Origin of the sequence: Stenotrophomonas maltophilia (assembly GCF_025642255.1) — a bacterium.
GTDB classification, from domain to species: Bacteria; Pseudomonadota; Gammaproteobacteria; order Xanthomonadales; family Xanthomonadaceae; genus Stenotrophomonas; species Stenotrophomonas maltophilia_P.
Genome location: NZ_CP106759.1, coordinates 1,806,331 through 1,819,612 on the forward strand (window position 1 = coordinate 1,806,331; position 13,282 = coordinate 1,819,612).

The following is a 13,282-nucleotide window of genomic DNA, read 5'->3' on the forward strand; positions in this document are numbered from 1 at the left end:
GCAAACCCTTCACGCACCCGTTACGCTCCTCCCATTCCTTCAACCGGCCTTCGACCGATGATCCGACCGTTCCTGCTGATTGCCCTGCTGTCCCTGCCGCTGGCCGGCTTCGCTTCCAGCTTCGCCGGCACCTCGGCCGGTTCGGCAACCGGTGCATCGTCCGGCTCGTCGGGCAGCAGCTCGGGTGACGACAAGGTCGTGCGCGCAGCGCGCGATGATGCCGCGGCCTTTGTCGCCAGCGACGGCCAGATCCGTGGCGCGCGCCTGCAGGCCGCGCTGGTCCATCTGCGCGAGCAGGACGCTGCCGCGCAGCAGCAGAGCGATCTGGAACTGGCGCGCGCCCTGCTGGCGCGTTGATCCGGACCGCATGCCGCCCGCGGTTTCGTTTGCCGTGGCGCCGGCCGATGCACGGCTGAACGTCTTGCGTACGCGGGCAGCAGCAGATGCCGGCCGCGACCCGGCGCTGTCCAAGCGTGCCCTGCATGCAGGATGGGGTATCGCATTGGCGTGGCTGGCGATACCGGTGGCGCATGCGACCGACCGCCTGCAGCTGGACCCCGCAGGCCTGGACCCAACACAACAACGGCTGGCCCGGCAGACCCTGGCCGACGTGCAGTCGCTGCTGCCCGAGGGGCTGCTGCGCGCGTTGCCGCCGCAGGTGCAGGTGCGCTGGAGTGAGGCCCTGCCGGCCGATGTGCACGGTCGGGCCTTTGGCGTACGCGTGTCGCTGCGTCGCGACCTGCTGGATGAGGACGTGCCCGGCGCCCGCCGCGCGCGACGCAGCGCGCTGGTGCACGAACTGGCCCACGTTGCCGACCGCAACGGTGCAGGCTGGTCGCGCAGCGCGCGCTGGCGCGATCTGTCCGGCTGGCAGCGCAGGCCGTGGCATCTGGGCCGCGGTGACAATGATTTCCGTGACCGCAGCCCGGATCCCTACGAGCTGACGGATGCGGCCGAGTACCTGGCAGTGAATGCCGAGCATTTCGTGCTCGATGGTGCGTTCGCCTGCCGCCGTCCAGCCCTGGCGCAGTGGTACCGGGCGCATTTCGGCACGCCGCCATCGCTGCCACGCCCGCACTGTGAGGCAACCCTCCCATTGCTGCAGGCCGAAGCGGAGGAGGGGGCAGCCTCGTTGCTGCAGCTGGATCCCGCGCGCGTCTATGCGGTGGACTACCTGTTTGCTGAAGGCAGCCGGCAGCCGATGAGCCGCTGGGGCCACAGCATGCTGCGGCTGGTCATCTGCCGGCCGGGCCGGACGCCGGGACCGGCGTGCCGACTGGATCTCGAACATCACCGCGTACTGTCCTTCCGCGCGTTCGTGGGTGATGTGCAGATTTCCAACTGGCGTGGCCTGACCGGCGACTATCCGTCGCGCTTGTTCGTGCTGCCGCTGCAGCAGGTGGTGGATGAATACACCAAGGTCGAGCTGCGTGGCCTGCAGTCGCTGCCCCTGCGCCTGCAGCGCGAAGAAATCGCCAGCCTGCTGGAACGCACCGCGCAGGTGCATTGGACCTATGACGGACGCTACTACTTCGTCAGCAACAACTGCGCGGTGGAGACTGCGAAACTGCTGCAGGCCGGCGTGCCTCGGCTCGGCCAGGCCGGGCTCGCCCAGCTCACCCCGCGGGGACTGCGGCGTCGGCTGGCACGGCTGCATGTTCTGGACGACCAGGTCCTGGCGGATCGGGCGGGTGCGCAGGCCCAGGGGTATTACTTCGCCTCCGCGCGTGATCATTACCAGCAGCTTTTTTCGGTGGCTGCCACCCAGCTCGCCTTGCCCGCGCGCGACGTGCGCGCATGGCTGAAGCTGCCCGCGCGCGAACGCGGCCCCTGGCTGCTGCAGGGTGATCTGCGCGCGAGTGCTGGCCTGCTGCTGCTGGAACAGGCCGCGCAGCGACGCGCGGAGCTGCGCGCGCGTGACGTGCTGAAGCGCGGTCTGCTGGCGGCGCCGGAGAGCGCTGAGGCACAGAGCCTGCGTGAACTGCTGGACCTGAGCGGGCAGTGGCTGCGTCCCGGGGAGCTGCTGGCGGACGGCGGCTACGGCTTGCCGCTGCCTGAGGAGCAGGTACTGCTGGCCGACCGCGTTGCGCTGGCCAGCGCCCAGGCGGTGCCGGCATGGCGGACCCTGCGCATGCAGCTGCGACAGCAGCTGCCGGCGTCGCAGCGGGGGGAACTCGATGACATCGACGCGAACCTGGCGGCGCTGGGTGAGCGTCTGCGACGGCAGGCGACGCCTACTGACGCGGCAGTTCGATGACGAAGCGGCTGCCGCCGCTGCCACCGGGCGCGCAGTAGACCTTTCCGCCATGTGCATCGGCAATGGCCTTGACCACGGCCAGGCCCAGGCCGCTGCCACCGCCCTGGCGCGAACGTGAACCGTCGGCGCGCATGAAGGGGCTGAAGATGTCCGCGTGCAGTGCCGGATCGATGCCGGGGCCCTCATCCTCGATGGAAACCTGCACGTGTCCCGGGGTGTCATGCACGGCGATCCGCACCCGGCCCGGGCTGGCGTAGCGCCGTGCGTTCTCCAGCAACGCAAGAAGCGCCTGCCGCAGGCGGGTCGGATCGCAGTGGGCGTTGTGCTCCTCGCGGCTGGTCTCCAGTTCCAGCACGAAGCCGGCCGCGCGGAACTGGGGATCGACCAGGGTCATCACCGAGTGCACCTCGGCCACCACATCGGTGCGGGCGCGGCGCACGTCCAGCCGGGCGTTGTCCGCCAGGCTCAGCACGCGCAGATCCTCGATCAGCCGCGACAGCCCTTCCACCTGCGCCAGCAGGCTGCGGAACTGCGATTCGTCGGGGTGGAACACGCCTTCGGCCAGGCCCTGCAGGCGACCACGCAGGATGGTTACCGGCGTGCGCAGTTCGTGGGCGATGGCGGCGTGCCACATCATCCGTTCGCTTTCCATGTGCTGCAGGCGGCGCGCCATCGCGTTGAAGTCGTCGACCAGCGCGGCGACCTCGCCGGGAGAGTTGCCGTCGGCGCTGGCGCGTGCGCCCAGGTCGCCGCTGGCCAGCGCGCGCACGCTGTCGACCAGCGAATTCAACGGGGACAGGATACGGTGGGCGAGGCGGAACGATGCGGCGATCGCAAGGGCCAGCCCGGTCAGGATGACACCGACCATCCAGGCCAGTTCGGGACCGGTGGGCAGCCAGCTCTCCGGCTCGACCGTACTGGCCGGCGAAAACTCGACCAGCACCGCATACAGCAGCCAGGACGAGAGGATCATCATCACGATGACGCCGATCACCATCAGCGACATCGAGACGACGATGTGCCGGCTGAGCCCGGACCGGCGCATCAGCGGTCGGCCATCAGGCGGTAACCGACGCCGCGCACGCTGCCCGGGATGTTGACCATGCCCACGTCGTCCAGCTTGCGGCGCAGCTTGCTGACATGGCTGTCGACCGTGCGCTCCAGCGCTTCACTCTCAGGCAGGCATTCATGCATCAGTTCGCTGCGGCTGAAGATGCGGGTCGGTGCCAGAGCCATGCAGTGCAGCAGCTTGAACTCGGTCAGCGTCAGCAGGACTTCATGGCTGTAGCCATCGCCTTCCACATGCACGGCATGGGTTGCCGGATCGATCAGCAGCTGCCCGATGCGCAGTGCCGCCGGTGCATCCACGCGTGAGGATCTGAGCGTCCGCCGCAGCACCGCGCGCACGCGCGCAGCCACCTCGGCCGGGTTGAACGGCTTGACCACGTAGTCGTCGGCGCCCATGCGCAGCGCGGTCAGCTTGTCCAGGTCCTGGTCGAGCGCGGTCAGCATGATCACCGGCGTTTCCCCGCGCTGGCGCAGCTGGCTCAGCACGCTCCATCCGTCCAGCCGCGGCAGTTGTACATCCAGCAGGACCAGGTCCGGACGCATGTTGCGGTGCAGGTCCAGTGCACTGTGGCCGTCGCCGGCGCGCAGGGTGCGCAGGCCCTCACGTTCAAGATAGGCAGTGAGGATGTCGGCGATCTCGGCCTCGTCCTCCACGATCAGGACCAGGGCGGCGAGGGCAGTGGAGGCGTGCATGCGTGGATCAGGCCATAAGGTGCTTGCCTCCATCGTATCTCCACACTTCCTCCATCGAAACCCCATCATCGCCGCGCAGACTGCGCGCTTCATGACCTATCCGCCGCGCCTGCGGCATTGTGCACAGCAATGAGAACCTTCAGGACCCCGGCCGCGTTGATCGCGGTCCTCGCCTTGGCCATGACGGCCTGTTCCTCGCCCGAAGCCAGCCCCGAACCCGCACCGCGCGTGAGTGTGGTCACCGTCGGCCCACAGGTCGTGCAGCGCGACGATGAGCTGCCGGGCCGCGTGACGGCCGTGCGTACCGCACAGATCCGTGCGCAGGTCGGCGGCATCGTGCAGCGTCGCCTGTTCGAGCAGGGGGCCGAAGTCACCGCCGGGCAGGCGTTGTTCCAGATCGATCCGGCGGCCTTCCGTGCGGACGTCGATTCGGCGCTGGCGGCCCTGCAGCGCAGCGAGGCGGCGCTTGCCCGCAGCCGTGTGCAGTCGCAGCGGCTGCACGCCCTGGCGGCGGCGCAGGCCGTCAGCCAGCAGCATCGCGACGACGCCAGCGCCGAGTACGAGCAGGCGCGCGCCGCGGTGAATGAAGCCCGGGCGATTCTTGCCCGCCGCCAGCTGGACCTGCGCTATGCGACGGTCAGCGCGCCGATCAGCGGACGCGTCGATCAGGCATGGGTGACCGAGGGAGCGCTGGTCGGCGTGGCCGATGCCGAGCCGATGGCGGTGGTGCAGCAGATCGACCAGGTCTACGTGGATGTTCGCCAGCCTGCGTCCCAGCTGGAGTCGCTGCAGCGCAGCGCCGCGAGCGGTGGACAGTCGTCGGTGGCGATCATCGGCCCGGCGGGCCGGCCTTTGTCGGAACGTGGCGAGCTGCTGTTCTCCGGCATCAGCGTCGATGCGCGTACGGGCGATGTGATGCTGCGCATCCTGGTGAACAACCCGCAGCGCCAGCTGCTGCCCGGAATGTACGTACGGGCAAGAGTGCCGCGCGGTGCTCCGTCCAGTGCGCTGGTTCTGCCGCAGCAGGCCGTACTGCGCAGTGCCGGTGGTCAGGCCTACGCCTGGGTGGTCGGCAGTGACGGCAAGGCGGTGATCCGCACGCTGGAGATCGATGGCAGCGTGGATCGGCAGTGGCTGGTCCGGCATGGCCTGAAGGCGGGCGAGAAGGTGGTCGTCGAAGGCCAGGAGCGCCTGCAGGAGGGCGTGGTGGTCCAGATGCACGACTGGTCACGGCCCGTCGCCATTGCCGGGGCTGCACCGTCAGGTCGTCAGGGCTGAGTCCGCCAGGACCCGGCCGATCCAGGAAAATCCAACATGGCACGTTTCTTCATCGATCGCCCGGTGTTCGCCTGGGTGCTGGCGATCTTCATCATCCTTGCCGGTGTCCTGGCGATTCCGCGGTTGGCCGTGGAGCGTTACCCGGCAGTCGCTCCGCCCAGTGTCAGCATCTATGCGAGCTATCCAGGCGCAAGCCCGCAGACATTGAACGATGCGGTGGTCGCGCTGATCGAGCGCGAACTGTCCAGCGTCAAGCACCTGCTGTACTTCGAATCGTCGGTGGATACCTCCGGGGAGGCGTCGATCACGGCGACCTTCCAGCCGGGAACCAACCCCGAACTGGCCCAGGTCGATGTGCAGAACCGGATCAAGGCGATCGAGCCGCGGTTGCCGCGCAGCGTGCGCCAGAACGGGCTGTACGTGGAGGCGGCCGATTCCGGTTTCCTGATGCTGGTCGGCCTGCGTTCGCCGGATGCCAGCGTCAGCGAGGCCGCGCTGGGTGACTTCATGGCGCGCAACATCATCGAGGAACTGCGCCGCATCGACGGTGTCGGGCGCGTGCAGCTGTTCGGCGCGGAGCAGGCGATGCGCGTCTGGCTCGATCCCACGCGGCTGACCGGGTACGGCCTGACCATCGGTGACGTTGCCAGCGCCATCGAGCAGCAGAACCTGGAGATCGCACCGGGTCGCATCGGCGACTCCCCCGGTCTGCCCGGCCAGCGCCTGACCGTGCCGCTGACCGCCGATGGCCAGCTGTCCACGCCCGCGCAGTTCGCTTCGATCGTGCTGCGTGCGCGGGCGGATGGCTCGCGGGTACTGCTGGGTGACGTCGCCCGGGTCGAACTGGGGGCGCAGAGCTACGCCTGGGGTACCCGAGAGGATGGTCAGCCTGCGACGGCGGCGGGCGTCCAGCTGCGGCCCGGAGCGAACGCCGTACGCACTGCGGCAGCGGTGCGCGAAAGGATGGCCGAGCTGGCGCCGCTGCTGCCGCGTGGTGTCGAGGCGAGCATTCCGTTTGATACCGCACCCTTCGTCAGCATCTCGATCCGCAAAGTAGTGCAGACACTGCTGGAGGCCATGCTGCTGGTGTTCGCGGTGATGTACCTGTTCCTGCAGAACTGGCGCTATACGCTGATACCTGCCATGGTCGCGCCGATTGCGCTGCTGGGTACGTTCGCGGCGATGCTGGCGCTGGGGTTCTCGATCAACGTCCTCACCATGTTCGGCATGGTGCTGGCGATCGGCATCATCGTCGATGATGCGATCGTGGTGGTCGAAGGCGTGGAACGGATCATGGCCGAGGAGGGGTTGCCACCCCGCGAGGCGACGATCAAGGCAATGCGCGAACTGACCGGCGCGGTAATCGGCATCACCCTGGTACTGACCGCGGTGTTCATTCCGATGGCGTTCGCCAGTGGTTCGGTAGGCGCGATCTACCGTCAGTTCACCGTCGCGATGTCGGTATCGATCCTGTTCTCCGCACTGCTGGCGCTCAGCCTCACGCCTGCACTGTGCGCCACGCTGCTGCGCGGAAGTACACGCGGGCATCATGGCCGCAGTGGCCTGTTCGGCGCCTTCAACCGCGGCTTCGAGCGGATGACCGGCCGCTACCAGCGTGGCGTGGCCGCTGTGCTGCAGCGAAGCGGGCGCGTGATGGGGGTGTTCGTCGCACTGGTGGCAGCGCTTCTGCTGGGCCTGAACGGGTTGCCCGGGGCATTCCTGCCGGAGGAGGACCAGGGGTACTTCATGACCTCGATCCAGCTGCCGGCCGAGGCGACCGCCGAGCGCACGCTTGCCGTCGTTGAAGCGTACGAACGTCACGTGGCCTCGCGCCCCGGCGTTGCATCCAACCAGTCGATCCTCGGGTACAGCTTCTCCGGCTCGGGGCCGAGTGCTGCACTGGCCTACACGATGCTGAAGGATTGGGGGGAGCGTGCCGGTGCGACGGCTGCCGGCGAGGTGGAGGCGGTACGGAAGGCGATGTCGACGCTGGTCGAGGGCGAAGTCATGAGCGTGATGCCGCCGGCCATCGACAGCCTCGGCCGCTCGTCAGGCTTCTCGCTGGCGCTGCAGGCGCGGACCGGGCAGACCCAGGCCGAGCTGCGCGCTGCCCTCCAGCAGCTGCTGCAGCTGGCCCAGGCCAGCACACTGCTGTCCGATGTGCATGCCGATGGAATGCCCGCAGGTACCAGCGTCCGGCTTGACATCGATCGCGCCAAGGCCGAGGCGATGGGCGTGGCGTTCAGCGAGATCAGCGGAACGCTGTCGGCGGCAATGGGCTCGCAATACGTCAACGACTTTCCGAACAAGGGACGGCTGCAGCAGGTCATCGTCCAGGCCGATGCGCCGTATCGGATGGAGCTGGGCGACGTGCTCAAGCTGTATGTCCGCAACAGCGAAGGGGGCATGGTGGCGCTGTCGGAGCTGGTCGATCCGCAGTGGACGGAAGCGCCCCTGCAGCTGCAGCGCTATCTCGGCTTCCCGGCATTGAATCTGTCCGGCGCGCCCGCGTCGGGCGTTTCCACCGGGCAGGCGATGGACGAGATGGAGCGCCTGGCCCGGCAGCTGCCGGCGGGCTTCGCACTGCAGTGGACCAGTCAGTCGCTGCAGGAGCGCGAGTCCGGCGCGCAGGCCCCGTGGTTGCTGCTGCTGTCGATGCTGGTGGTGTTCCTGGTCCTGGCGGCGCTGTACGAGAGCTGGTCCATACCAATGGCGGTGATGCTGGTGGTGCCGCTGGGCCTGCTGGGAGCCGTAGCGGCGGTGCTGCTGCGGGGCATGCCCAACGACGTTTTCTTCAAGGTCGGCATGATCACGGTGATCGGCCTGTCGGCGAAGAACGCGATCCTGATCGTCGAGTTCGCGCGACAGCTGCAGCAGCAGGGACGCGGGCTGGTGGAAGCGGCCGTGGAGGCAGCGCGCCTGCGCCTGCGGCCCATCGTGATGACGTCGCTGGCGTTCGCGCTCGGCGTGGTGCCCCTGATGGTGGCGCAGGGTGCCTCGAAGGAAACACAGCAGGCAATCGGTACTGGTGTGTTCGGTGGCATGGTCAGCGCGACCGTGCTCGCGGTGTTCTTCGTGCCGGTGTTCTATGTGGTGGTGCAGGGGGTGCGGCAACGGATCGCGCGGCGCCTGCGCAGGCGCCGGCCACTGCCGGAAGGATCTGTGGATGGGAACGGATAACGGTCAAACGCTGCACGACGTACAGCTGAAGGCGCTGGAACGGCGCCTGTGCCAGGCCCTGATCGAGGGTGATCGGCAGGCACTGTCGCTGCTGTTGTCGCCGGCGATGTTCATGATGGATGGCGATGGCGGGCGTCTGTTTGATCTGCCCTGGCTGGATGACTGGTTGGGCGGGCACCTGCAGGTGCGGGCGCTGCATCTGCAGGCGGTGGACACCCTGCTGTGCGGTCGGCTGGCGCTGCTGTCCAGCCCGGTGCAGATGGTGGTCGTCCGGCACGGGCAGGAGCAGGCATTGCGGATGCGTCTGTTGCGGGTCTGGGCCTGTAGTTCCGGCGGGGAGGGCGCGCAGCTGCTGTCGATGACGGTGCTCGCGGCGTGAACGCGATCACATCGGTTTCAGCGCCGGCTCATCGCCGGATGATAGGGTGGTTATCTTAAGTACGGTCGACAAGGAGTCGAGTCATGCGTGTAGTTTCCAGTCTGTCGACGGCTTCGCTGGCCCTGGTGCTGGCGGCCTGCCAGCCATCGACGCCGCCTGCCGCAGCAGGTGGCACGGCTGACCCGGCGCCGCCGGAGCCGCAGCCGCTGTCCACGAACTCGACCGCCAGCCAGACGGCCTATCAGTGTGGCGATCTGGCCGTGCGTGCGACGTTCAACGGCGAGGACGCAGCCACCGTGGTGATCGGGGATCGCACGTTCGCCATGACCTCCGAGCGTGCTGCTTCGGGGGCGAAGTACGGCGACGGGCAGGGCAACAGTTTCTGGACGAAGGGCCACGATGACGGGCTGCTCAGCCTGAAGGGCGAAGCGGACCGCGAGTGCCGCGCGGTGGAGGCCACGGAAGGCGACGGCCGTGCCGGTGCTGCCGCGTTCAGGGCGACCGGCAACGAACCGGGCTGGCTGGCGGTGGTCGACGGTGACACGCCGGGCCTGCAGGTGCAGGTCGATTATGGCCAGCGGCACTTCGACGTGGGCGCACCCAACGAGGGAGCCGACGGGTGGAGTGGCAAGGCCGCGGACGGTACCGACATCAAGCTCACCTTCCAGCGCACGACGTGCACGGACGACATGAGTGGGGAGCCGTTCGAGGCGAAGGCGATGCTGACCGTCGGCACGCGCCAGTACCATGGGTGTGGCAATTTCGGCGCCAGGCAGCCGTAAGTTGGTCGGCAGAGCCGAGCGGGGCTCGGCTCTGCCAGGCGCGTGCGGTCAGCTCAGTCCGCGCGGCCTGCGAACTCGCCGGTGGCAGTGTTCACCAGCACGCGTTCGCCATTGACGATGTACTCCGGCACCATGATCTCGATACCGGTATTGAGCTTGGCCGGCTTGGGACGCTTGGTGGCGGTGCCGCCCTTCAGTTCCGGCGGGGTCTCGATCACTTCCAGCACCACCGAGGCCGGCAACTGGATGGCCACCGGCTGCTCGTCGATCACCTGCACGTAGATGCCGGTCAGGCCATCGGTGATGTAGCCGGCGTCGTCGCCGATGACGTCCGCATCCAGGGTGTAGGGGGTGTAGTCCTCGTCATCGAGGAAGACGAATGCATCGCCATCCTTGTACGAATAGGTGGACTGGCGGCGCAGCAGTTCGACCTCGACCAGATTGTCGTCGGCATCGAAGCTGGCATCGAGCTTGTTGCCGCCCGGCACGCTGTACATGATGAAGCGGAAGCGGACGTTGCCACCCCGGCCCTGCGGGGAGCTGCGCTCGATGTCGCGGATCTGGTAGACGCCGTTGTTGTACTCGACGACGTTGCCCTTCTTGATGTCGTTGGCTTTCATGGTGATCTGGGTCGTTGGGGGTGGACGCCGTCCCGGCGCCCGGGGGAATCACTTCGGAGCGAGGCGGGTAGCGCCGTCCAGGCGGATGGTCTCGCCATTGAGGTAGGTGTTGCCGAGGATGAAGCCGACCAGGCTGGCGAAATCCTCCGGCTTGCCCAGCCGCGACGGGAACGGGATCGAGGCGGCAAGCGACTGCTGTACGGCTTCGGGCATGCCATCGACCATCGGTGTCCAGAACACGCCCGGGGCGATGGTGTTGACGCGGATGCCGAAGCGCGAGAGCTCGCGGGCCATCGGCAGCGTCATCGACACCACACCGCCCTTGCTGGCGGCGTACGCGGCCTGGCCGATCTGGCCCTCATAGGCGGCGATGCTGGCGGTGTTGATGATGACACCGCGTTCGCCATCGGCGCCGGCCTCGTTGTGCTGCATGCGGTTGGCGGCGGCCTTGGCCACGTTGAAGCTGCCGACCAGGTTGACCATCACCGTGCCCTGGAAGCCGGCCAGCGGCATCGGGCCTTCCTTGCCGAGCACACGGCCCGCGCCGAGGATGCCGGCGCAGTTCATCGCCACGTTGAGGCCGCCGAGGAAATCGTGGGCCTGGTCGATGGCCGCCGCCACGGCAGCTTCATCACTGACGTTGACGTTGAAATAGCGGGCGTTGTCGGCACCCAGCGCGGCGACGGCGGCGCTGCCTTTGTCGTCGTTGAGGTCGAACAGGGCCACCTTGCCGCCTTGGGCGACGAGGTGCTCGGCCACGGCCAGGCCAAGGCCGGAAACGCCGCCGGTGATCACGGCACGTACGGAAGACAGCTGCATTGCACGGTCCTGCAGGTTCGAGAACCGCCGATTCTAACGGAAGCCACGACCGCTGCCGTTGTGCACCGCGCCGCCCGGAGCCCGGGCGACGCGCCCTGATGGATCAGACGGCCGCGAGGGCCTGGCCGGTGCGGCTGGCGGTCGCACGCCCGAGCAGGCCGGCCAGCCAACGACCGGTTTCCGCCAGCGCCGGCAGGTCCACCCCGCTGTCCAGGCCAAGGCCCTGCAGCAGATAGACCACGTCCTCGCTGGCGACGTTGCCGCTGGCGCCTTTCGCGTAAGGGCAGCCGCCCGCGCCGGAGACGGCGCTGTCGACCACGCGCACGCCTTCTTCCAGGCAGGTGGCGATGTTGGCAATGGCCTGCCCGTAGGTGTCATGGAAGTGCACGGCCAGCGCGCTCATCGGGATCTCCGTGGCGACTGCCTGCAGCATCGCCCGCGCCTTGCGCGGCGTGCCGACGCCGATCGTGTCGCCCAGCGAGATCTCATAGCAGCCCATCTGGTGCAGGGCGCGCGCCACCCGCACCACATCGGCCAGGGGGACCTCGCCCTGGTAGGGACACCCCAGCACGGTGGAGACATAGCCGCGTACCCGTACGCCATCGGCGGCGGCGCGGCGCAGGATCGGCTCGAAGCGGGCCAGCGACTCGTCGATGCCGGCGTTGGTGTTGGTGCGGTTGAACGCCTCGGAGGCGGCCGTGAACACCGCCACTTCCTCCACGCCGACCGCGAGCGCCCGCTCGTAGCCCTGTTCATTCGGTACCAGCACTGGATAGTGGATGCCGGGCCGGCGCTGGATGCCGGCATAGACCTCAGCGGCATCCGCCAGCTGCGGCACCCACTTCGGGCTGACGAAACTGGTCGCTTCGATGCTGCGCAGGCCGGTGGCCGACAGGCGGTTGATCAGCTCGATCTTGTCGGCCGTAGAGACCGGTTGCTTTTCGTTCTGCAGCCCGTCCCGCGGGCCGACCTCGACGATGCGGACGTAGTCGCTCATGCCTCCGTCTCCGCAGCGGGGCGCTGGCAGACCGCCTCGATGTTGTTGCCGTCCGGGTCGAGCACGAAGGCGGCGTAGTAGTTCGGGTGATACCAGGGACGTACGCCGGGAGCACCATTGTCGCGTCCTCCGGCGGCCAGGGCGGCGGCATGGAACGCGTCCACCTGCGCGCGGTCGGTACAGGCGAAGGCGACGTGCACGCCATGGCTGACGCTGCCGCCATTGCCGATCCAGAAGAACGGCTTGCCATCGCGGCCGAAGCCGACCTGGTCATGGGTGCCGGTCTGCTCCGCGGTGACTTCCATCACCACGCCGATCTGCAGTGGGGCCAGTGCCTGGCTGAAGAACGCCCTGCTGCGCGCCAGGTTGGCGCTGGTCAAACCAAGATGATCGAGCATGTTCAGGCCTCCGTGACCCAATGGGGGGCGCGCTTGTCGAGGAAGGCGCCCAGGCCTTCCTGACCCTCGGCCGAGACCCGCAGGCGCGCGATCAGGGCGGCATTGTCGCGGTCGAGCGCATCGCGGTCATGGCTGTCACGGACCTGCCGGACCAGGCGCTTGGCCGACGCTGAGGCGATCGGGCCGGCCTTGTCGAGCAGGGCCAGCTGGCGCTGCACCGCCTCGTCCAGCCGCTCCGGTTCCACCAGCTGGTGCACCAGGCCGATGCGCAGCGCGGTGTCGGCGTCGAAGTGCTCGCCGGTCGCGAACCAGCGGCGGGCCTGACGCGGCCCGATCGCCTCGATCACGTACGGTGAGATCACGGCCGGCAGCAGGCCAAGGCGGCTTTCGGTCAGGCCGAACCGGGCGCTGGTGCTGGCGATGGCGATGTCGCAGCAGGCGACCAGGCCGACACCCCCGCCGAAGGCGGCACCGTGGACCCGGGCCAGGGTCGGCTTGGGCAGTTCGTCCAGGGTGCGCATCAGGCGCGCCAGGGCCAGAGAATCCTCGCGGTTGTCAGCCTCGCTGGCGGCGGCCATGCCCCGCATCCACTGCAGGTCGGCACCGGCCGAGAAGGATGCGCCGTGGCCGGCCACCACCACCGCGCGCACCGCGTCTTCCCGCCCGGCCGCCTCCAGCGCGGCGGTCAGCCGGGCGATCAGGCCGGCATCGAAGGCGTTGTGCAGCTCCGGCCGGTTCAGCCAGAGGGTGAGGACGGCGCCACTGCGCTCGATCTGCAAAGCATCGTTCATGGGATTCCAGGGTCACTCCA

At 68.4% G+C, this 13,282-nt stretch carries 13 protein-coding genes; 6 read left to right on the forward strand and 7 right to left on the reverse strand.

The window, feature by feature from the left end; genetic code table 11:
- Positions 1-57: 57 nt before the first annotated feature.
- Together N8888_RS08420 and N8888_RS08425 are read left to right on the forward strand one after the other, a co-directional pair.
- On the forward strand, positions 58-357 hold the full coding sequence (locus tag N8888_RS08420) for a DUF2388 domain-containing protein (protein ID WP_053519503.1): 300 nt from the start codon (positions 58-60) through the stop codon (positions 355-357).
- Positions 358-502: 145 nt separating this feature from the next.
- Positions 503-2,257 (forward strand): DUF7844 domain-containing protein, encoded by a 1,755-nt coding sequence (locus N8888_RS08425; protein WP_263178372.1) that lies wholly within the window; start codon positions 503-505, stop codon positions 2,255-2,257.
- On the opposite strand, the gene N8888_RS08430 is transcribed toward N8888_RS08425, so the two are convergent.
- Positions 2,235-3,302, reverse strand: a complete 1,068-nt coding sequence (locus N8888_RS08430) for an ATP-binding protein (RefSeq protein WP_065175596.1) — start codon at positions 3,300-3,302, stop codon at positions 2,235-2,237. The two genes, N8888_RS08425 and N8888_RS08430, sit on opposite strands and share 23 nt — an antisense overlap.
- Positions 3,302-4,018, reverse strand: a complete 717-nt coding sequence (locus N8888_RS08435) for a response regulator (protein ID WP_196769946.1) — start codon at positions 4,016-4,018, stop codon at positions 3,302-3,304. The genes N8888_RS08430 and N8888_RS08435 overlap by 1 nt, the downstream gene beginning before the upstream one ends.
- Positions 4,019-4,147: 129 nt before the next feature.
- On the opposite strand from N8888_RS08435, the gene N8888_RS08440 reads away from it, so the two are divergent.
- The 4 genes from N8888_RS08440 to N8888_RS08455 all read left to right on the forward strand — a co-directional run bounded on the left by N8888_RS08440 (position 4,148) and on the right by N8888_RS08455 (position 9,637).
- Positions 4,148-5,296: an efflux RND transporter periplasmic adaptor subunit gene (locus tag N8888_RS08440; RefSeq protein ID WP_253118752.1), complete on the forward strand. Its 1,149-nt coding sequence runs from the start codon at positions 4,148-4,150 to the stop codon at positions 5,294-5,296.
- A 36-nt stretch (positions 5,297-5,332) separates the two neighbouring features.
- On the forward strand, positions 5,333-8,476 hold the full coding sequence (locus tag N8888_RS08445; RefSeq protein ID WP_263178078.1) for a multidrug efflux RND transporter permease subunit: 3,144 nt from the start codon (positions 5,333-5,335) through the stop codon (positions 8,474-8,476).
- Positions 8,463-8,855, forward strand: a complete 393-nt coding sequence (locus tag N8888_RS08450) for a nuclear transport factor 2 family protein (RefSeq protein WP_197571288.1) — start codon at positions 8,463-8,465, stop codon at positions 8,853-8,855. Before N8888_RS08445 ends, N8888_RS08450 begins: the two co-directional genes overlap by 14 nt.
- A gap of 83 nt (positions 8,856-8,938) precedes the next feature.
- Positions 8,939-9,637 carry an MliC family protein gene (locus N8888_RS08455; protein ID WP_197571289.1) on the forward strand — a complete coding sequence of 233 codons (699 nt, stop codon included), beginning with the start codon at positions 8,939-8,941 and terminating at the stop codon, positions 9,635-9,637.
- Positions 9,638-9,690: 53 nt separating this feature from the next.
- On the opposite strand, the gene yeiP is transcribed toward N8888_RS08455, so the two are convergent.
- The 5 genes from yeiP to N8888_RS08480 all read right to left on the reverse strand — a co-directional run bounded on the left by yeiP (position 9,691) and on the right by N8888_RS08480 (position 13,262).
- Complete coding sequence (gene yeiP / locus N8888_RS08460; protein WP_005409468.1) at positions 9,691-10,257, reverse strand: elongation factor P-like protein YeiP; 567 nt, start codon at positions 10,255-10,257, stop codon at positions 9,691-9,693.
- Between the two features lie 48 nt (positions 10,258-10,305).
- Positions 10,306-11,076 (reverse strand): SDR family oxidoreductase, encoded by a 771-nt coding sequence (locus tag N8888_RS08465; RefSeq protein ID WP_128988706.1) that lies wholly within the window; start codon positions 11,074-11,076, stop codon positions 10,306-10,308.
- A 103-nt stretch (positions 11,077-11,179) separates the two neighbouring features.
- Complete coding sequence (locus N8888_RS08470; protein ID WP_065175602.1) at positions 11,180-12,073, reverse strand: hydroxymethylglutaryl-CoA lyase; 894 nt, start codon at positions 12,071-12,073, stop codon at positions 11,180-11,182.
- Entirely contained in the window at positions 12,070-12,471 is a 402-nt protein-coding gene (locus tag N8888_RS08475) for a VOC family protein (protein ID WP_263178091.1), read from the reverse strand. The genes N8888_RS08470 and N8888_RS08475 overlap by 4 nt, the downstream gene beginning before the upstream one ends.
- A gap of 2 nt (positions 12,472-12,473) precedes the next feature.
- Entirely contained in the window at positions 12,474-13,262 is a 789-nt protein-coding gene (locus N8888_RS08480) for an enoyl-CoA hydratase/isomerase family protein (RefSeq protein WP_053519513.1), read from the reverse strand.
- Positions 13,263-13,282 lie beyond the last annotated feature (20 nt).

Bases quoted from the DNA above. Each gene is read 5' to 3' on its own strand.
- yeiP (WP_005409468.1), bottom strand. From the start codon at position 10,257: ATGAAAGCCAACGACATCAAGAAGGGCAACGTCGTCGAGTACAACAAC.
- N8888_RS08455 (WP_197571289.1), top strand. From the start codon at position 8,939: ATGCGTGTAGTTTCCAGTCTGTCGACGGCTTCGCTGGCCCTGGTGCTG.
- N8888_RS08435 (WP_196769946.1), bottom strand. From the start codon at position 4,018: ATGCACGCCTCCACTGCCCTCGCCGCCCTGGTCCTGATCGTGGAGGAC.
- N8888_RS08430 (WP_065175596.1), bottom strand. From the start codon at position 3,302: ATGCGCCGGTCCGGGCTCAGCCGGCACATCGTCGTCTCGATGTCGCTG.
- N8888_RS08470 (WP_065175602.1), bottom strand. From the start codon at position 12,073: ATGAGCGACTACGTCCGCATCGTCGAGGTCGGCCCGCGGGACGGGCTG.
- N8888_RS08480 (WP_053519513.1), bottom strand. From the start codon at position 13,262: ATGAACGATGCTTTGCAGATCGAGCGCAGTGGCGCCGTCCTCACCCTC.
- N8888_RS08440 (WP_253118752.1), top strand. From the start codon at position 4,148: ATGAGAACCTTCAGGACCCCGGCCGCGTTGATCGCGGTCCTCGCCTTG.
- N8888_RS08450 (WP_197571288.1), top strand. From the start codon at position 8,463: ATGGGAACGGATAACGGTCAAACGCTGCACGACGTACAGCTGAAGGCG.
- N8888_RS08475 (WP_263178091.1), bottom strand. From the start codon at position 12,471: ATGCTCGATCATCTTGGTTTGACCAGCGCCAACCTGGCGCGCAGCAGG.
- N8888_RS08445 (WP_263178078.1), top strand. From the start codon at position 5,333: ATGGCACGTTTCTTCATCGATCGCCCGGTGTTCGCCTGGGTGCTGGCG.
- N8888_RS08420 (WP_053519503.1), top strand. From the start codon at position 58: ATGATCCGACCGTTCCTGCTGATTGCCCTGCTGTCCCTGCCGCTGGCC.
- N8888_RS08465 (WP_128988706.1), bottom strand. From the start codon at position 11,076: ATGCAGCTGTCTTCCGTACGTGCCGTGATCACCGGCGGCGTTTCCGGC.